The sequence below is a fragment of the Paenibacillus sp. J31R109 genome (genome assembly GCF_059692055.1).
On sequence record NZ_JCAUAR010000008.1, the window covers coordinates 226,329 to 244,747 of the forward strand.

The window sequence follows — 18,419 nt, forward strand, 5'->3', positions numbered from 1 at the left end:
TCCTTGTTAACTGCCTTCATATAATGACAAAACTATAGTTCATCGTTAGTTTAGCGCTTTTTTAAGCAGATTTAATTCTTCATCAAAGCTCGAATGGTAATACTCATTCCATTCATCTTGATTCAATACCTTTACTTCAATATTCCTTCTCTTCGTTATGTACTCTTTTAATTGAATGTAACCACTGATTGGGAAATCGTGATCATGCCATTGTTTCCTAAAACCAACAATTCCATGTTTCCTCAATATTGCCTCAGGAGCGTCAACGATCTCGGAAACAAGATCATCAAAATCACATATTCCATCAATCGTTTCTTTTGCTGATGCCTGAGAATCATCAGCATATACCAGTATTTTAATTCTTACTTTATTATCAGGTTCATTATATAAATACCACTTATATACGGCAGGTTCACAATCCCATTCAAAACAGCTATACTCCTTCACCTCATCAGCATCGACAAACTCAGGTTTTAAACGAATGATTGCATCTACAAAATCGCCAAGGGAATCCGTTAAATAACTTGGTGTAATATAATGTTCATTGTTATTATCTATTTTTAACATGACTTTAGCCCATCCTATGCTCCAAAGTTCATAGGTCAATTTCAATTAGATTCCCACCTTTCTTTGGAAACTCATTTTGACCAGAATTAAGCTATCGTTCCCAGTTAGGTTAGCAATTTTCTTGTCTTCTGTTCAAAATCCTTCCAACCTGATCCGTACCCAAGATTCATCCCCCACCCCGATGAGCGTAAATTCTCAGCTAACTTGATGAAATCATCTCGTTCCTTATTGCTTAATAATGCATTCGGAAAACCTGTGTCTTCTTTAAAGTCACTCAAATAGTCTTGTAATTCCCAGAGTAATTTCTCGTTTTCTTTGTTTAAGGCACCTGAACGACTACCAATTTCAAGAACTAAGCCTATGCCCTCAATCACGTCCTCTAATTTCTCGGTTACATGACTTTGATCCCCCCAACCAGTCTCCATTTGATATGTAATTGACCCTTCAAGCTGTATAAAGTTACTTTGAATACCCCTAAACGCAATCTGCTCCAATGTTTGTCTATCGATTTCATTCTTGTTATTTAAGGATAAGGCTAATATAAAATTACCTAATATGGATATTACAAAAATAATTTTGAGCCATTTAAGATTCTTCATCTTTGTCCTTCCCCAGAGCATTTCAATTAAGATACTCATAGCACTTATGTAACCTCGATTAACAGATTACTATTTGCGCACTCGATGTTTGATTTATTCATACTTTTTAGACGTAAGTTTGGATAGAATGTTCCTTTACACGTTATTTATTGCGTTAATATGTCCACTTGTAGAGAAAGCTTCATAATACTTAGGCTCCCAATCATTAGAAAAAGTTACAGTCATTTCCAAACTTATAATCCGCTATTAGTTCAACTTAATCACGAGCTTAACACCGCGCTAAACTGCCCGACGTGGAAAAGGCAGCCAATATCCTCAGCTGCCGCGGGTGTCTTTTCAGCTATCGTTCCCAGATTGCTAGTCTCACTCAGGTGGTGTATTTAACTCATCAGCAATTCTAAACCATGGCTTTAAAGCGAATATTACTTCCTCATTTTCAAAATCCAAAAACCTTTTTATCACCTTTGTTTGTTTTCCGTCGTTACCTATTAACACCCAAGGACTTGAATTAAATAATTCCTCGTCTTTAAGTCGATATCCATTTTTATCTAGATACCACCCATCATATTCATCCTCTAAATTCATCAGTTTCTCTTTAAATGTAATATTCAAGTTTGTTAATTTTCCCTTAAGGTAGTATTCATCACGTTCGCCTATTAATTCAAATTCAAGACATCCAAAATAATTTAATTTGTACTTTTCCAATTAATATTCCCTCATTTATAGTTATCCGTTAGCGGAATCCATTAAGTTATTAATTCATAATGCAAATAGTAACATTACTATTTCTTTTCTTTTACGAAAGTTCCAATGTCAAGAAATAATACTTCTGTTTCTTTATTTATTTGCTTTTTACTATGGGCAATTGCAATAACAGGATAATATTCTTCAGAAGATGAACGTCTAAATTCTCCGTACTGGGTATATATGCTGAGTGTTGATTCATTTACTGCATCTAAGTTAGTTGGATATTTTATTAACATAGCAATTGCAGAAAATACAGTGCCAATAAAAATAATCACAATGAATATTCTTTTGGCTTCCGCTTTATTCATTAGTTTAGCCTCCTAAATTACATACATTTCAATTTCATCGAACAACCTGCGCCTTACTTCAATCGTTGCGACGTCTTCCTCTAAAATTCCTGTAAAATAAGGTAATAAGAAACCCGAAACTAAAAACGACGATGAACGATTTTATTCGTATATTATTATCACTAACAACAGCCATAATTATAGTGATTATTGTCAATCCCACATTCTCTCGTAGCCATTTATTCGTCCTTTTTATAAATATTCGATAAATTAATATGCTATATATCATCAGTACTATTAGGATTTCACAGGCATTAAGGTAAAAATCCATAAACGCTCACTTTCTCCCCTCAAAAGGCACTTCGTGATTGGATTTTATTGCTTCTATTGTTACGTAATTTATGCTTCGAAAGTTGAGTTAAACTGCCCGTCCCTGGAAAAGGCAACCGATTTATGTCGGCTGCCTTTTTGTGTTCTGTGCTAAGCTATAATGACCTGCCATTCCGAATAAGCCAGGTATTATAAATATTGTAATGTACTCAACAAAATCCTGATACTTAATTGGGAAATAATCTTGAAGGAAATAATATCCTCGCATAGGCTTAACATAAACGTACTGTAAAAACTCCGCGAGCATGTTCCATGTGAAAATATGAAATAACAATCCAAACAGAATACCAATAACTGGGTTTATGATAATAAATAAAATAAACATACTTCTCTTGCGTTGACGCCTCCCATAATAAAACCAGCAGCAAAGGAATATTGTTGAAATAATAAACCTTGAAATTGTATCTTCTTTAGCGCTTGTTAGCGTCATTAAATAATTAACTAAAACAGTCCCAATTAATAGATAAATAATATGCCTAAATAACATTTTAACCCTCTGCATCTCCCCCATGAAAAGTCCCCTTTCCAGAGCAGTATACTTCCCAGAATTATACATTAAAGTGATGATAATGTTAACGAAGATTACTGTCTCTTATTTCATTTGCGTTGATTTGATGGAGGATTTCGTCAACGACGTGAGCGATCGGTGCGGTGGCGTCAATTGTAATCCCGTCTTTGGGAATGCCTTCATTCGTTTGATGCAAGCGCCGAATGATTTCCCGTTCCTCTGGTCTGCCACCCCAATCAGTTGGGTCCAGTGCCACTCGCTCATCAATCCGCCGGAGACAGGTTTCCAGGTCCACCTTAAGGACAAACACGCTGTCAAAGAGATCAATGAATTTGGAGAAATTCCGCGACCCACCGCAGAAAAAAGTTAATGCCTCATCTTGATTGGCGACCAAAGCTTTTACTTTATCTACATGCCAAATGTGGTGTTCGGGTTTAAAGCCATCTGTTGGGGTACCTGTTTCGGGATCGCCTTGATAAGCCAATTCACGATCACCATGAATGGCATGATAGCCACGCCGCTGCAATTCGTTGCAAGCCGTAGTTTTGCCAACGCCGGAAACGCCTTCAATCAGATAATTCCTAATGCCCATGGCAGACCCTCCATTAAACTGGATAAGCATAATAAATTGATATATTTCAGGTTTCCGCTCATTTCTTCTTTACAGGACAGTATATTTGCATTTCATTCCGCTCATCATTTGATTCTCTTATTGTTTTTTCGTCGTATCTCTCAAAATAATAAGCTGTATCATCGTAGGTATACCCGTTTTCATGTAACCATTTCGTAGTGAAATCATAAGCTGTTACCGTCTGGCTAGCCAATCCCTTATAAAGGGTTAATGAGTAAGTACGAGGCAATACATGTATATGGACCATTCCATGCGGTAAGTTCACCAGAGGCTCCACTTCAAAACAACAATAAAAATCAACGGTTCCATTGTTACTTTTGTAATTTGGAGGTGATATGCCATATGTCACATTTGGATTCTTCATGTTTTTTATTTCATTTTGCCTTCTTACCAATTCATCATAGGCATTTTTAATGTTGTTTCCTAAATTAGACATATTAGCACTCGCCCTTACCCCGACAAATGCTGAGATATTGTCAGTTTGGACGATTTTAATCTCCATGTCATTCACTCTCCGCTTTTGAAATCTACAACGACTTCTTACGAATTGGGTATAGCATGTTAAAGTTAAATGTTTCGATTTCAGAATAAGGGATTGTGAGCGCATTCAACGGTTCAAGTGGAACCGTCTCCATCCCAAGTACGCCTTCACGCCGATCGATTTCATATTCTGGTGACTGCTCGAGCCATGCAAATATGGCATCATATACTTGCCACATATGGGCCTCATTACCGTAGACACGGGCACTCACACAAAGCCCACCGCGTACCTCTAAAGCCTCAATACCGTCCGGTACATTCCCAAATTCACGAACCGCCAATCCAACCCAAAGAGTATCGACGCTCTTGTTCCATTGCTCCTGCGGAATGAACACGTACGCTGTCGGCCCCTCCGTAAGTCGCGAATCGTCAAGCGTGACATGCGCTGTAAGCTTGCTCCACGCCACCCGCGTCCCACTCTTGTCAGGAGTCATCCCCGTTCTTACTGCCAACGCTTTGAACGGCACTGTTTCTACCAAATCAATTACTATTGTTTCCGGCAAAATACCCACTCCTCATCACAAGATTCATGATTAAACAAGATGTTTTCAATATTTAATTAAACAAATTCAATTATTTCCATAAAATCCCTTCAAGAAGCAAACCTACGTTTGAACTCTCCTGCCGTTATTTATGCAGTATCCCCCACACCTACCAAGGACGCTTCCCGCCACCAAGCTTCGTCAAAATGCCGTCGTTGGCAGCGTCATACGCTTGAAAGATCTTAGCCGCAATCGGAGAAGCCCCATAACGCCCAAATCCGCCTTCTGGCACGACGACCGCGACCGCAAGTTTCGGATTCTCGACGGGTGCAAATGCGATGAATACCGCATTTTCAACCGAACCTCCTGCTACGTTTTGTGTAGAAGTTCCTGTTTTTCGCGCCACATTAAACGGTAACGCTTCAATCCCCTCGGCGCCGCTTTTCATCCCGTGGATAATCGTGTTCCAGTCCTCTTTGGCAAACTCTTGGGAGAAGTCTTCTAGTATTTCAGGCTCGATTTTTCTAACTAACTGGCCCTGGTAGTCGCGAATTTCATCTACGAACACAGGCTTCATCCGCTTCCCGCGACTAGCCAATGTAGCTGTATACTGAGCAAGCTGCAAGGTGGTCGTTTTCTCATTTTGTCCCCATGAGGCAAAGACCATCGCTGACTGATAACTGTCATTTACAGCATTTTTGATAAAATCATTAGATCCTGCAAGCTCACCTGGCAGGCCGCTTCCTGTCTTAATGCCCATTCCGAATTTCGCCATGTATTCTGCCCATTTGGCAGTCACGGCAGCATTCTCTCTGCCATATTTGGCCCAGAAAGGAATACCGACTTTTTCAGACATAAACGTGTTAGAGGAATGTTCAATGGCCCCCGCAGCATCCATATCCCCGTAAGCGGTTTTCCCGGAATTCGTGATGGTGCTATTACCACCTCTACCAAAGCTAAAGGACCCCGTGTCGTAATAAACCTTGCCAGACCCGCTGAAAAATTTCTCTTTAAGACCAATCAATACAGACATTGGCTTGATCGTGGAGCCCATGAATACAATCGATGATGGATGCTTCGCATTTTCTTTTTCATCTGGATACTTAGCTTTAGCCGTTCGAATACTTCCGTTGGGAATAAATGGTTCAATTTCTTTATACACACTAGGTGACATACCACCCGTCCAAGCGTTAGCATCGTAATCTGGAAAGTTCGCCATGGTAACAACACGGCCTGTATCCACCTCCATAGCAACTGCGAACCCAGAAGCCGCCTTCATCCCAACACTCAAATACATATCATTAACGTGAGATGGGCTGCGCAAGTAGCTAATATGCTCCTCCAGCATTCGCTCTGTCGCTTTCTGAATATCTTTTTGAATGGTCAGATACAAATTGTTTCCTTTAATTGGAGCCACGACTTCGGCTCTTCCAATGATTTTGTTAACGGCGTCCACGGGGTATGTCTTATTGCCGTTTCTGCCTCGCAGTTCATCCTGATACATACGCTCGATGCCATCGAATCCCACATTTTCCGAGCTTAAATATTCCTGAATCATAGGGTTATCTTTATAGATTTCTTTGGCTGTCGGTGAAGTAAAAGAATTCGTATATCCCACTAAATGCGTAGCCATTGTCGTATGTCCGTCATCATCCATTTCGTAGGTACGAATGCTTTCTTCTGTTACGTCTAACCATTTAAATTCATCTCGATGCTCCAAAATATAGGCGATCTCGTCATTGGACAAATCCGCCTTTATTCTTCGGGGAACCCAGTAATAGCTTGGCTTTTTGATTTCATTCTTGTGATAGTCGTAGCCAATATCCATGGCTAAAATAATTTCTTCTGCAGTTGGGCTTTTCGAATTTGGTTTGGCATATTTGTCAAAAACATTAGCTTTAAGCCGATCGGCTATAGCAATTAACTCATCTAACTTTTGAACGCTGGGATCAATTCGAAAAAATAAAGATTGCATGGGAATGGTATAAGCAAGCGGAGATTTCGTGGAGTCATAGATGTTGCCGCGGATGGGAGCAATTTGGATCGTTTGTGTGCCATTTCTATTCTCTGCGGCTTTATGCATTTTCGTTTGAACAAACTGCAGCATAGCCAACCGCACAATGAGTACGGAAAATAATACAAAGGTTATAAAGAAAAATAGATTGATTCGCAGTGAAAAATGCCTCTTTTTAGCAATCTCTTTTTTCTTCGGATCATCCATAATCGGCGATTTCATTGCTTTATAGCCCCCTCTGTTTAAGCATGTATCCTGAAACAGACGAAGGAAAACTTAAATCGGTTCACTAAAATATGGAAAATTTGGAATGAGCATAGGTCTGTCATTTGTTGCATCCACTCCCCATCCGTTTAGTCTTCCTATTACCACCGATGTTGTAACTAGATATTTCAATTGTATGAAAATAAAAACGCCAATATCCAACTCCAAGGCTGGTTAATGGCGTTATTACAATTTAAATAACTTCTTTTCTTTTATATAAATACACGTATAAAATAAATCCGGTTATTGCGCATAATGCTGCACATAATCCAATGAAGCCGTAGCCAGCCTGAAGTCCACGAAGCAGACTTGTAGGCGAATCTTCACCAACCATGTGTTTGACGAGCTCAGTGACTCCACCGATGAGATAATTGCCGATCACACTGCCTAATCCCATTACCGTTACCGTGAACGTGATAGCTGTATCACTGTCATTCGGATACCGCTTCGCGATAAAAGCCATTACAGTCGGATAAATTAGCGCAATACCTATACCTGAAGCAGCAAACAGGAACGAGACACTTTCACCACCTACTATTGCAGTAAATGTACATATTGCCGAAAACCCTGAGAAGATAATGAGAGATAATACAAAGCCTATCCGATCTGTTAGCGGACCAAGTAAGAGCCGCGCCAATGCAAAGCATAAGAAGAAAATGGATAGCATTCCGGAAGCATTAACGCTATTCCAGTTATAAGCTTTCTCCAAAAAATTGACGAGCCAGCCACCAACGGCCAATTCAGATACAACACCAAACGTAAGAACTAGAACAATTAACCATAATACGCGGTCTTTGAGCAAGACCTTTATAGGAATCCGGTCTTCATGTGAAATGTGCTCACCTGGGAATGTACTGCACGAAGCAATCACAATCGGGATAACGGACAATAGCAGCATCACCAGATACATCCCTCGCCAATCAAGCGTGTGACCAGCAATGGTTACCTTCATCAAGCCAGTTGCAATAAGCGGAGCAATTGTTGAGCTTAAGCCATAGAAGCCATGCGTCATGTTCATCATCATTCCCGTGTTTTTCACGAAAATTCGAGCGCTTAGAATGGCAAGCCCAATCTCTAGCATGCCATTGCCGATATACATTAGGAAATAAGAAGCCGAAAACATCATGTAATAATTGGAAAAGTAAATTAAAATACCGGATACAGCCATAGAAGCGAATGCTGTTACAGTTACCCATTTGATTCCCCAGATTTTGGTCAAATACGCTGTAAAGGAACAGGCTATTAAGTAACCCAGCGCATTCAAGGATAACAAAGTACCAAGTTGAGACTCACTGAGCATAAACTCAAATTGAATACGTGGTATTGCCGGTCCTTTAATATTTTCCGAGAACCCAAAGATAATGAATCCAATAAATATGGTTGCCAGTTGCATAACGTATATTTTGTTGACCTTACCTATACTTTTTTCCACTTTTATGTACTCCTCATTTTTTATCTAACGGAAGTCGGTGATTTGTCCTCTTTGGCCGACGGAAAATAGCTCATCTCGACGGGAGAGACGGGCTTTAGTTTCGTTTCTCCCCTTACTTTCTCTGAATCGTCACCCTGGCTTTCATCCGAGCAGTGTCGGCGGTATCTACCTTCTTCCAGCTTCATATCGATAAAATCGACGATCTGTTCAAGCGAAGTGATTTGGCTGACGATATGTTCCCTGTGGTTCCTTAAGAGCTTCACCAGCTCAGGATATTCAGCAGGATCGGCATCGACGGAGACTGTCAAAAACGGCCGCATTTCCTCTAGTGGCATTCCTGTTTTTTTCAGGCAATATATGAGATGGATTGTATCGATGTCTTCCTGCCGGTATATGCGATGACCGTTATCCTTCCGCTCCGCTCGAGGAAGCAACGCGATCTTTTCGTAATAACGTATCGTATCCTCGGAAATTCCAGTTTTATCGGCGGTTTGTTTTATCGTAAAAGTTAGCTCTGTCTTCATCCCGTTCCCTCCCAGAGATTATTTTGTACATTATACCTCTTGGAGCTGACGCTAAGTCAAGTCTTCAATCCTTGAGTCAAACCTCTGTATTGCCGCGTCTTGACTTGGAGCCGACTCCAAGTTTTAGAATGTGAGCTATCAGGGGAAAGATCCCCATATCAGGAGGAGAGGTACAATGAACATGAACAAACGCGAAAAAATCGGACTGGTTACGGGTGCAAGTGCCGGGATCGGGTTGGAATTAACCCGGAAATTGCTATCGGAGGACTGGCAGGTGGTTGCATTGAACCGTTCCGACTTTCCAGCAGATGATACGAGAATCCAAAAAGCTGTTAAGGACGGATCGCTGCGTATTTATAAAACGGCAGATCTCACTGATTATGCTAGCTTGAGAAGGACTTTGGAAGAGATCAAAGGGAAAGAGCAGCGGATCGATATTTTGTTTAACAACGCTGGCGGGTCCTTTCCTGAACTAAACCATTCGAAACAAGGACGCGAAAAGCATTATGAGCTATTGACTGTCGTTCCGTATATCATTCTTATGGAATTGAAGGAACTCATACTACACGGCAGCTTAAAGACGGTGATCAACACCTCATCTTCAGCACTAAATTATGTGAAAGAGTTTACTATCGAAATCCTGGAACATCCTAAAACCTTCCGTAAACTGCTAGGACCTTATGCTACTTCCAAGTTAGCTCTTTCGCTGTGGACTCAGGCTTCTGCACCGCAGCTTGCCAAAGAAGGTATTAAGATTCGCAGCGTTGATCCAGGCGGCAATAATACACTAAGAAAAGGGGAAAAATCTGGGCTGCCCCTAGTGGTAAAATGGCTAATGAAGCTATTTTTCTCTCCGCCTACCCACGGTGCGAACCAGTTGTACGAGGGGGCCCTTGGGAAACACTGCAATGAGACCGGCGTGTTTTTATTGAAAGGTCGGACTGCGGTATTAAAATTTAACGATCAATCCCGAAACGTTTTGGAAAGAATTGATGAAATTTACAAACGTGAATTTCTTGTTGAGCGCTCCTAAGGTATTTGTAAAAGAAAGTATTGACAATTAAAGCTATTGCCTATAAAATTCTTAAAAGAAAACGATATTGATAATCATTATCACTATTTCAAAGCGGGGGAAAAAAATGAAGAAAAGTATGAGTACTATTATCTCTTTCGGATTAATTGTGGGTATAATGACAGGTTGTGGAAGTACACCCACAGCATCAGAAAACAAGGCTGCAGCATCGCCTACAACGGCGACTTCAACAGCACCTTCAACGGCATCAGCTTCCCAAAGCGTGTGGCCGAGAACGGTCACGGATGATTTTGGACATACCGTTACTTTTGCCAAGGCCCCTACAAAAATAATTCCGACTTATTTCGGACACATTGAAACACTTATAGCACTTGATGTGCCGCCGATTGCAGCACCAACTGCCAAATCGTTTGTTATGACTAGAGAAGCGCTCAAACCAATGGCAGATAAATTGAAAATCGTAGAATTGGGTAACTCCAAAGCCTATGAGCAAATGATGGGCCTCTCTCCAGAAGTAATTGTAGTAACAGCTAATGATAAAGATGATTATGCAGCATACAATAAGGTTGCACCCACACTGGTATTTGACTCACCAACTTGGCAAGAGGTTTTAAACGACTATGCTAAGATCCTAGGCAAAGAAAAAGAAGCTACGAAAATCATCACCGATCTAGAAAGCTTGATCGCGAAATCCCGTGAAAAGTTGGCTCCATACAAGGACAAAACTACAGTTGTTATGGGCGACCTGGGTAATAAAACCTTTGGCCTTACTGGCTCCGGTCCTACTAACAGAACCGCATATTTTGATAAGACTGCAGGGTTTGGCTTGACCCCACCGAAAGGTTACCCTGAGAAATATACCCAGATATCACTAGAAGGATTGGCAGAATTGGATCCGGATTACATCTTCTTAGATAATATCGATGGTGCGGAGAAAGACAATTATACGCCAACTTGGCTTAGACCTGGTACAGAGGACACTACGATATGGAAGAATTTGAAGGCTGTAAAAGCGAATAACGTTTTCAAACTTCCTCCTGGCTCTATGTCAGGTGCCCCATTAAGTCAGAAACTTGCTATTGAAAAAGTGGTAGCAAGCATTGTTAAATAGCGAATCAAACCGCATAAGGAATCGGGCGACTCTACCAGTCTCCCGATTTCTTATGTTATTTTCAATAGAATGAGGGCGTTCCGTATGGTTTCTAAATCCGTTGCTACATCTTCCGTCATTCATAATAAAAACGGAATAACAGCTTTACTTATTATGCTTGGCGGGAGTATTGCCCTGTTAATTTTGATGGCTTATTCTATTACACTAGGAGCCAAAAATATCCCCCTTTCAACTGTCTGGGAAGCTATCTTCAACCTTGACCGTAACAATATGTCACATATGATCATTGTAGACCTACGTATCCCCCGTGTGCTTGCTAGCGCTCTGGTCGGTTCTGCTTTTGCAGTATCAGGCGCAGTCATGCAAGGCATAACGCGCAATCCCATGGCTGATTCCGGCCTTTTGGGTCTTAATGCCGGCGCAAGCTTGGCTGTGGCCGTTTGTATCGCTTATTTTCCGCAAATTGGATACAGTAGTATCATTGTTTTTTCCTTTATCGGTGCAACAATCGCCTATTTGATGGTCAATGGAATCGCCATGTTTCGCCGTAGTACTGCAACGCCCATGCGTATCGTGCTGGCAGGCGCAGCTGTCGGTGCTTTGTTTACAGCGCTAAGCCAGGGTATTGCGCTTTATAACAAAGTTGCGCAAAACATCATGTTTTGGATGGCTGGCGGTGTTGCTGGCTCCACGTGGGAACAGATTATTCTCATGTCTCCCTGGGTATGCCTAGCATTGATTGGTGCTTTTGTCCTTGCTCGTTATATAACGATCCTCAATATGGGAGAAGATGTTGCAAAGGGCTTGGGCTTAAATACAAGGCTTATTAACCTGCTATGCTCACTATCCGTGCTGGTTCTAGCCGGAACTTCGGTATCCGTTGTAGGCGCAGTAGGTTTCGTGGGTTTGGTCGTACCACACGTAACAAGATTTCTGGTAGGCGTTGATTACCGCTCGATTATACCTGTATCGGCGGTATTAGGAGCAATCCTGATGGTGGGCGCGGATTTGGGTGCGCGTATGTTAAACCCACCGTTTGAAACACCTCTTGGTGTGTTAACTGCGTTGATTGGCATTCCTTTCTTCCTTTATTTGTCTCGCAAGCAAAGGAGGGCCGTGTAATGAGTGAACTGATCAAGAAGCATGAAGCGTACAAGAAAAAGGTGGCGTTTCGAAATACAACGATCGTTCTCATCTTTGTGTGCGCGCTTATAGCTTCCTTCATTATTAGTATGAATACTGGTTATACCAAGCTCTCCGCGTTTGATACCCTGCGCACTTTATTCGGGGGAGGAACGGAGAAGGAAAATGTCATCTTATTTGATTTCCGGTTACCGCGAATAACCTTATCCATACTTGTAGGTGCTGGTCTCGCTTTATCTGGATGTATAATTCAGGGAGTAACCAAAAACGCGTTGGCAGATCCTGGACTGCTTGGTATTTCGGCAGGCGCAGGACTTATGGTTATTCTATTTACCATGTTTGTTGGCACGGGAACTTTCTTGTCGGTATTTACGCTGCCTTTTTTAGCCTTAATAGGTGCCGGGTTGACGGCTCTTTTAATAAATGTCCTTGCTTACAAGAAAATAGATGGCATTGCGCCTATGCGATTGATACTAACAGGGATTGCCATGCAGGCGGGAATTTCTGCCCTAACCACTGTTCTTGTCATCAAGCTAGACGAGGAACAATACGACTTTGTAGCCGTGTGGCGAGCAGGCAATATATGGGGTGGGGATTGGCGCTTTGTGCTGGCCCTGCTTCCGTGGCTTCTCATCTTGATCCCCTACTTAATTTATAACTCGAGAAAATTAGATGTACTAAGCATGAGTGATGACACCGCAGTCAGCTTAGGTGTTTCTGTTATGAAACAGCACAGAAAAATGTTATTGGTTTCTGTAGCTTTGGCTGCGTCCTGTGTGTCTGTCAGCGGGAGTATAAGCTTCGTGGGGCTGATTGCGCCTCACCTCGCCAGACGGTTAGTAGGTTCCAGACATATTATCCTGATACCCGTGTGTGCGCTGGTTGGGGCTTTGCTAGTGTCTGCTGCGGATACTGTATCCAGGATTATTCTGCAGCCTGCCGGTATCCCCACAGGAATCATTGTTGCCATTGTTGGGGCACCCTATTTTCTATATCTCTTAGCTACTGATAATCAGCGTTCGCGCAGGGGGTGACCCTGGCGCAGGCGCTGGGCGCGCCGTCCTCATAAACGCGAAAGGGCGCAACCGTGCTTACGGCAATAATATTATTAAAGAAAAATACTAACGCACATGCGTTAGTATTTCCTTGTTTTTTCTCAGCAAATTTGTCCCCCAATATTTGATATTCTAACATCGGGGATTATCAATTATTTCATTGTGAATCTCTCGTAAAGTAAGATTTTGCGATACATCCGCTTATCAGAAAGGGCATTAAAAATGTATTTATCTGGCCGCGTATTGACCTCTATGATCCATGGCTTCATCTCTTTATCAATGCCTATATCTACCCCATACGACCTAAAATTCGGGAAAATTCTACTCATATGTTTACTGGTCCTAACGCCTAGTTCCTTAAGTAATTGAACATAGGAAACCTGCTCCTTTTTAGGTATAAAAGGGGAAAGCAGCTTCCCCGCCGGCATTGGTCTACCCCCGCTATGGTAGTTAGTCACGATCTTATTAGGCATGGCTAATCGTCCTACGATACCGGTAACCTCCCATTTACGCGTGCGGTTTCTCTGCACCATAATACGCAAATCGAACGGAAGTCCCTGATATTGGAGTAAGGGGATGCCCTTCTGAACCAAGTAGGTTTTCTTCCTTTTTGCTTTCTGGAAAGCGACGTATGTTCCCTTAAAGGTTGAGAATGAGCGAGACCGCGTGCCGTTCTCCAACCGATATCCAGCACTAGTGCGAGACAACTTAAATATGCCATGCCCTCCGGTGCCATGACTGGGTTTAAGATAGACGACATGATATTTTTCTAACATCCCCTCCACAGTTGCTTCAGTTGCAAGGTTTGTTGGTGGTAGATTAAGTGCTAGTTCCTCATTAGTTAATAACGCCTTGTACTTGCCTAACTTGTTATTCCAATAAACCATATCTTCACCCCAATTTGTAGATACCCATTCTACTAATTCGGTACAACCCGATATACGTTTTTCTTCCCTGCATTTTGCAAAATACGGGTTGGTACTTTTGATATTTTCAACACGTCCGTTGTACCTTTTGCATTTTTCGTTACTTTTAACATTAAGATTGTTCCTCGCAGTCTAGCAGTATGCTGGGGAAGTTCGGTCGATACGAAATTTCCCAGAGAAGATGCCGCTACCCGATTTCTAATGAGTCCGTCGATATCCTTCACCTTAAACATTCTTATCGGATGCAGTACATGGGGATGCGCTCCCAGCACGACATTAACACCTTGTTTGAACAGCAGCTGCATGAGCTTGATTTGGTTGCGGTCGGGATATGTTCGAAATTCTTTCCCGAAATGTAGGCAAGCGATGATAAAATCTGTATGACTCTTCAAACTGCGTACGTCCGCTATTATTTTTTGATGGTTTAGCCGGTTGACTAACCATGGCTCTGGCACTGAGATCCCGTTCGTGCCTTTCGTATAAGCCAATATTCCGATGTTGATTCCCTTTACATTCACAATTAGTTTCTGGTGGGCTTCCTGTGCAGAGCGGTACGTTCCCGTATGTCGCAGTCCATGTCGATCGAGGACGTCTAATGTTCTTCTCAAACCGGATCGTTTCCCGTCCATACAATGGTTATTGGCTGTGCCTACCCATCAAAGCCCAAATTCCGGAGTGTAGCAGCGAATTCGTCAGGGGTACTAAACAATAGTTTTCCAGGTTCTTCGCGAAAATCGTTGCCGGAGAATGTCGTCTCCAGATTGCCTATCGTTAAGTCAGCTTTCCGCAGATAAGGTTTTACTTTGGAAAAAATAGGATCAAATCCGCCTTCTCGTGCGGCTGAGGTGATCATCTTCTTTTTCATCAACAAATCCCCGACTGCAGCGATTGTGATTGTCGTCAATCCACCCACTCCTTCCATGATTACACCTTATGCGTTAGAAAAGCGAAATGCTTGAAAGTTGGGCGCCAATGGTGCGACCAAAAGAAAAAAGCTCAAGTCAGGTTCAACTTGGCTTTCGCATTAAATCATATCATCGTTGTATCTTTGCAAAAATAAATGTATCCCTCCATTCACTTCCATCAGCCGATAAATCCTCGTTTTTGATAGTACCCTCAAGTTCAAAGTGTAATCGCTCAGGTATTAACTTACTTCTAGTATTTTTAGTATCACAACGTATTTCCAACCTCCGGGCCTTCAACTGACTACATGCAAAATCACAAATAGCTTTAACGGCTTCAGTCATATACCCATTACAATTAAAATGTGTATTTATCCAATAGCCAATTTCAAATTTCCGTACATCCCAATCTATGTTATGTAAACTTGTGGTAGCAACGAATTGTCCCGTTTCTTTCAAAAAGACTAGAAATCTTAAACTTTCACGACTTAAAAATTGGACATGTGCCTCTCTAACTGCAAGTTCCATATCATATTCGGTTAATTCATTTTGTACAAACTTTAACCAGGGTTTCAACTCATCCATCGAAGCATTAACGGCTTCAAAAACAACCTTACCATCCCCTGGTTTTGCCATTCTAATTACTAATCGTTCCGTATGAAACTCATCTGGAAAATCAATCATAATTGGTTTCATAAATTCCCCCCCTTTAGCAGCCATTAATAATAAAAAACCGCGATTACGCGGTAATTAATCTGATTCGTATTCTTCTCACCCGACAAATGTGTAATGAACCCCTGTCAGCGTCTCCGAAATCTGCCATAACTTCTCTGATACACCCTTATCAAACATCTTGTGATTGGACGTATCGATTGCCGGATATCCCTTCTTCGCCCCTCGACCATCGGGACCAATGTATTCCCCTCCGATTAACGAAGGTTCTGTGGCGGCGTATAAGGTTGGAAGCGCACCCATCGCTGCTGTTTGGAACAACGCGTTCATTAATGTGGTTAAGAACTTCATGTCGCGCCCCGAACCCCGGGAAGTAATATTGGTTGCTGCAATGCCAGGATGACACGCGATGCTTATTGTAGTCATCTTGGCTGCACGAAGCCGTAGGTTAAGCTCCTTTGCGAACAACAGGTTAGCTAACTTACTCTGCCTATAAAAAGGGAATCCGCGATATCCTTTGGAACCATCCAGATTATCGAAAAATATGTGCCCTTTCAATGCAGCTAAGCTACTAAGCGTCACCACGCGAGAGTTCGGTGTGTTGAGCAACTTGGGCAGCAGCAACCCGGTTAATGCAAAATGACCCAAATGGTTTGTACCGAACTGGAGTTCGAACCCGTCCTTTGTCTTCTCGTAGGGCGGCATCATGACGCCCGCATTATTGATCAAGATGTCCAAACTTGCATATTGCTTTTTAAAATCTACCGCAAAATTGTTAATGTCGTTAAGATCACCCAAATTAAGCTTCATTACCTTTACATTTGCCTTTGAGTGACGCTTATTCACTTGCTTGGCCGCTTCAATTCCTTTCTGTTCATTTCGAACAGCAAGAATCACTTCTGCACCTTTGCTGGCGAGTGCTGTCGCAGTTTCCAATCCAAGTCCACTGCTAGAACCCGTAATGATGATTGTTTTTCCCGATTGATCGGGTATACACGTTCCATCCCATTTATTCACCATAAGATCTCCTGCTCCCTTGATTGTTACCATGTTTCTTAATCATTCAAGTAAATGCATGAAAATCCTTCCAGGTTTTAATAATAAATTACTTGTTATTTTGTTAAAATAGTCTCTAATTCTTTACTAAAGTTCATTAACGAAAACAGGCCGTTTCAAAAGTCTAGATCGACTTTTGAGACAGCCTCCACTTGTATGAACCCTATTGCCCCTTACAACTTCTTCCGCAGTTCACTCACAGCCACCCGGCGTGCACCTGAATTTCGCTGCAGCGGCGCACTCTGAATGACAGGCGTGGCCTCCCCGGCCTCCTGCATCCGGCGAATCAAGCGCTCACGCAGCTCGGCCGCCGCCGTGCCGAACGACTGCACGCCGACTAGATTGTGCAATTCATGCGGATCCGCTTGCAGATCGTAGAGGAATTCCTCTACGTAGACATCCGATCCTGCGTCTCGGTTCGGATTCTGCTCCGGCGCGGAGACGCTGTACTTCCAGCGCTGCGTCCGAATGGCGCGGCCAACTTGCGATTCGCTGATTTGCACGAAGACTTCCTCCGGCCAGCCTTCCCGCTCCCCGCGCAGCAGCGGAAGTAGGGAGCGCCCTTGCATGGAAGCCGGAACCGGAATCCCCGCAGCGTCAAGCAGCGTTGGAGGTAAATCCACTAGCGACACCATCTCCTGCAGTCGCCCGCCTGACTTGAAGCGGCCTCCTGTAAAGGCGGTCGGCACACGAATGGAACTGTCATGGCACGACCGTTTATACTCACTGTTCCTGGTTTTGAAATGGCAGCCATGGTCCGAAGTAAACATCACAATCGTGTCGTCTTCTAACCCGAGGCTGATCAAAGCGTCGAACAAGCGGCCGAGCGCTTCGTCGAGCCTTTTGACCATGCCATAATAGCCGCCGAGATGGGCATGTGCCGTGCCGCCCAGCGACGCCAAGTCGCCAGGCACGAAGGAGCTGCCGCTGTAGCGCCCTTCATAGCCACGTGGTGCTGGGTAATTGTCGCTGTGATTCTGATGGTGCGGCTCCAGATACGAGAGGAACAAGAAGAACGGTTCCTCCTGATGCTTGTCGATATATCGGATTGCCGCATCCGTTTGCGCATCAACCCGATAGCCCGGCAGCTTCACGGGTTCATTATCCCCGTTATACATGACCGTATCGTAGGCATCGGAGGAGAACTCGAGCACATTAGCTCCGAGCCACTCTTGATAACCGCCGCGCTGCGCCTCTGGGACAGGCTCTTGACCAGCCAAATGCCATTTGCCGATATAGCCTGTGTGATAGCCCGCTTCACGGAAGTGATGAGCTAGCGTCAGCTCATCACTCCGCAGTGGAATGCCATTGACATAGCACCCGGTTTCCGTGGCATATTTCCCTGTTTGCAGGGAAGAACGTGCCGGGCCGCACACGGGCTGACAGGTGTACGAGTTATACACATGCGTCCCTTCCATCGCCATGCGGTCAAAGTTCGGCGTAAGCCCGAGGGGATTCCCATGAACTCCCGTCGTGTCAAAACGCTGCTGATCCGTAAAAAAAACAATGACGTTCGGCTGTTTTCTCATCTTTTTC

General features: G+C 43.0%; 20 protein-coding genes. 4 read left to right on the forward strand and 16 right to left on the reverse strand.

The genetic code is table 11. The features are described from left to right. Positions 1-45: 45 nt before the first annotated feature. From AC58QT_RS21030 to AC58QT_RS21075, 10 genes are all read right to left on the reverse strand, one after another. A complete protein-coding gene (locus AC58QT_RS21030; RefSeq protein ID WP_497410747.1) occupies positions 46-612 on the reverse strand; it encodes a hypothetical protein in 567 nt (188 codons plus the stop codon). A 59-nt stretch (positions 613-671) separates the two neighbouring features. Further along, positions 672-1,166: a hypothetical protein gene (locus tag AC58QT_RS21035; RefSeq protein ID WP_497410748.1), complete on the reverse strand. Its 495-nt coding sequence runs from the start codon at positions 1,164-1,166 to the stop codon at positions 672-674. A 363-nt stretch (positions 1,167-1,529) separates the two neighbouring features. Then, a complete protein-coding gene (locus AC58QT_RS21040) occupies positions 1,530-1,871 on the reverse strand; it encodes a hypothetical protein (protein WP_497410749.1) in 342 nt (113 codons plus the stop codon). Positions 1,872-1,948: 77 nt separating this feature from the next. Continuing rightward, positions 1,949-2,221 carry a hypothetical protein gene (locus AC58QT_RS21045; RefSeq protein ID WP_497410750.1) on the reverse strand — a complete coding sequence of 91 codons (273 nt, stop codon included), beginning with the start codon at positions 2,219-2,221 and terminating at the stop codon, positions 1,949-1,951. 941 nt (positions 2,222-3,162) lie between these two features. After that, the gene (locus AC58QT_RS21050) at positions 3,163-3,690 is read right to left on the reverse strand and encodes an AAA family ATPase (RefSeq protein ID WP_497410751.1); all 528 of its coding nucleotides are present in this window, start codon (positions 3,688-3,690) and stop codon (positions 3,163-3,165) included. A 58-nt stretch (positions 3,691-3,748) separates the two neighbouring features. Next, a complete protein-coding gene (locus AC58QT_RS21055; protein ID WP_497410752.1) occupies positions 3,749-4,231 on the reverse strand; it encodes a GyrI-like domain-containing protein in 483 nt (160 codons plus the stop codon). 25 nt (positions 4,232-4,256) lie between these two features. After that, complete coding sequence (locus AC58QT_RS21060) at positions 4,257-4,772, reverse strand: hypothetical protein (protein ID WP_497410753.1); 516 nt, start codon at positions 4,770-4,772, stop codon at positions 4,257-4,259. Between the two features lie 148 nt (positions 4,773-4,920). Beyond that, positions 4,921-6,987, reverse strand: coding sequence for a peptidoglycan D,D-transpeptidase FtsI family protein (locus AC58QT_RS21065; protein ID WP_497410754.1), 2,067 nt, complete (start codon positions 6,985-6,987; stop codon positions 4,921-4,923). Between the two features lie 235 nt (positions 6,988-7,222). Next, a complete protein-coding gene (locus tag AC58QT_RS21070) occupies positions 7,223-8,461 on the reverse strand; it encodes an MFS transporter (protein ID WP_497410755.1) in 1,239 nt (412 codons plus the stop codon). A 20-nt stretch (positions 8,462-8,481) separates the two neighbouring features. Beyond that, positions 8,482-8,985 (reverse strand): MerR family transcriptional regulator, encoded by a 504-nt coding sequence (locus AC58QT_RS21075; RefSeq protein ID WP_497410756.1) that lies wholly within the window; start codon positions 8,983-8,985, stop codon positions 8,482-8,484. Between the two features lie 175 nt (positions 8,986-9,160). Here AC58QT_RS21075 and AC58QT_RS21080 point away from each other — a divergent pair, with 175 nt between their 5' ends. The 4 genes from AC58QT_RS21080 to AC58QT_RS21095 all read left to right on the forward strand — a co-directional run bounded on the left by AC58QT_RS21080 (position 9,161) and on the right by AC58QT_RS21095 (position 13,306). Continuing rightward, positions 9,161-10,018 carry an SDR family NAD(P)-dependent oxidoreductase gene (locus AC58QT_RS21080; protein WP_497410757.1) on the forward strand — a complete coding sequence of 286 codons (858 nt, stop codon included), beginning with the start codon at positions 9,161-9,163 and terminating at the stop codon, positions 10,016-10,018. Positions 10,019-10,124: 106 nt separating this feature from the next. Further along, complete coding sequence (locus AC58QT_RS21085) at positions 10,125-11,129, forward strand: ABC transporter substrate-binding protein (RefSeq protein ID WP_497410758.1); 1,005 nt, start codon at positions 10,125-10,127, stop codon at positions 11,127-11,129. Between the two features lie 84 nt (positions 11,130-11,213). Beyond that, the gene (locus AC58QT_RS21090; protein WP_497410759.1) at positions 11,214-12,251 is read left to right on the forward strand and encodes a FecCD family ABC transporter permease; all 1,038 of its coding nucleotides are present in this window, start codon (positions 11,214-11,216) and stop codon (positions 12,249-12,251) included. Next, positions 12,251-13,306 carry a FecCD family ABC transporter permease gene (locus tag AC58QT_RS21095; protein WP_497410760.1) on the forward strand — a complete coding sequence of 352 codons (1,056 nt, stop codon included), beginning with the start codon at positions 12,251-12,253 and terminating at the stop codon, positions 13,304-13,306. Before AC58QT_RS21090 ends, AC58QT_RS21095 begins: the two co-directional genes overlap by 1 nt. Positions 13,307-13,479: 173 nt before the next feature. Here AC58QT_RS21095 and AC58QT_RS21100 read toward each other — a convergent pair whose 3' ends face one another. The 6 genes from AC58QT_RS21100 to AC58QT_RS21125 all read right to left on the reverse strand — a co-directional run bounded on the left by AC58QT_RS21100 (position 13,480) and on the right by AC58QT_RS21125 (position 18,412). Next, entirely contained in the window at positions 13,480-14,214 is a 735-nt protein-coding gene (locus AC58QT_RS21100) for a YheC/YheD family protein (RefSeq protein WP_497410761.1), read from the reverse strand. A gap of 32 nt (positions 14,215-14,246) precedes the next feature. After that, a complete protein-coding gene (locus AC58QT_RS21105) occupies positions 14,247-14,861 on the reverse strand; it encodes a CapA family protein (protein WP_497410762.1) in 615 nt (204 codons plus the stop codon). A 41-nt stretch (positions 14,862-14,902) separates the two neighbouring features. Continuing rightward, on the reverse strand, positions 14,903-15,157 hold the full coding sequence (locus tag AC58QT_RS21110) for a CapA family protein (RefSeq protein ID WP_497410763.1): 255 nt from the start codon (positions 15,155-15,157) through the stop codon (positions 14,903-14,905). A 130-nt stretch (positions 15,158-15,287) separates the two neighbouring features. After that, entirely contained in the window at positions 15,288-15,851 is a 564-nt protein-coding gene (locus AC58QT_RS21115) for a GNAT family N-acetyltransferase (protein ID WP_497410764.1), read from the reverse strand. 75 nt (positions 15,852-15,926) lie between these two features. Next, a complete protein-coding gene (locus tag AC58QT_RS21120) occupies positions 15,927-16,847 on the reverse strand; it encodes an oxidoreductase (RefSeq protein ID WP_497410765.1) in 921 nt (306 codons plus the stop codon). Between the two features lie 209 nt (positions 16,848-17,056). Next, entirely contained in the window at positions 17,057-18,412 is a 1,356-nt protein-coding gene (locus tag AC58QT_RS21125; RefSeq protein WP_497410766.1) for a sulfatase family protein, read from the reverse strand. Between the last annotated feature and the right edge of the window lie 7 nt (positions 18,413-18,419).

Bases quoted from the DNA above. Each gene is read 5' to 3' on its own strand.
- AC58QT_RS21080 (WP_497410757.1), top strand. From the start codon at position 9,161: ATGAACATGAACAAACGCGAAAAAATCGGACTGGTTACGGGTGCAAGT.
- AC58QT_RS21120 (WP_497410765.1), bottom strand. From the start codon at position 16,847: ATGGTGAATAAATGGGATGGAACGTGTATACCCGATCAATCGGGAAAA.
- AC58QT_RS21045 (WP_497410750.1), bottom strand. From the start codon at position 2,221: ATGAATAAAGCGGAAGCCAAAAGAATATTCATTGTGATTATTTTTATT.
- AC58QT_RS21125 (WP_497410766.1), bottom strand. From the start codon at position 18,412: ATGAGAAAACAGCCGAACGTCATTGTTTTTTTTACGGATCAGCAGCGT.
- AC58QT_RS21065 (WP_497410754.1), bottom strand. From the start codon at position 6,987: ATGAAATCGCCGATTATGGATGATCCGAAGAAAAAAGAGATTGCTAAA.
- AC58QT_RS21090 (WP_497410759.1), top strand. From the start codon at position 11,214: ATGGTTTCTAAATCCGTTGCTACATCTTCCGTCATTCATAATAAAAAC.
- AC58QT_RS21075 (WP_497410756.1), bottom strand. From the start codon at position 8,985: ATGAAGACAGAGCTAACTTTTACGATAAAACAAACCGCCGATAAAACT.
- AC58QT_RS21115 (WP_497410764.1), bottom strand. From the start codon at position 15,851: ATGAAACCAATTATGATTGATTTTCCAGATGAGTTTCATACGGAACGA.
- AC58QT_RS21050 (WP_497410751.1), bottom strand. From the start codon at position 3,690: ATGGGCATTAGGAATTATCTGATTGAAGGCGTTTCCGGCGTTGGCAAA.
- AC58QT_RS21055 (WP_497410752.1), bottom strand. From the start codon at position 4,231: ATGGAGATTAAAATCGTCCAAACTGACAATATCTCAGCATTTGTCGGG.
- AC58QT_RS21035 (WP_497410748.1), bottom strand. From the start codon at position 1,166: ATGAAGAATCTTAAATGGCTCAAAATTATTTTTGTAATATCCATATTA.
- AC58QT_RS21100 (WP_497410761.1), bottom strand. From the start codon at position 14,214: ATGGTTTATTGGAATAACAAGTTAGGCAAGTACAAGGCGTTATTAACT.
- AC58QT_RS21095 (WP_497410760.1), top strand. From the start codon at position 12,251: ATGAGTGAACTGATCAAGAAGCATGAAGCGTACAAGAAAAAGGTGGCG.
- AC58QT_RS21085 (WP_497410758.1), top strand. From the start codon at position 10,125: ATGAAGAAAAGTATGAGTACTATTATCTCTTTCGGATTAATTGTGGGT.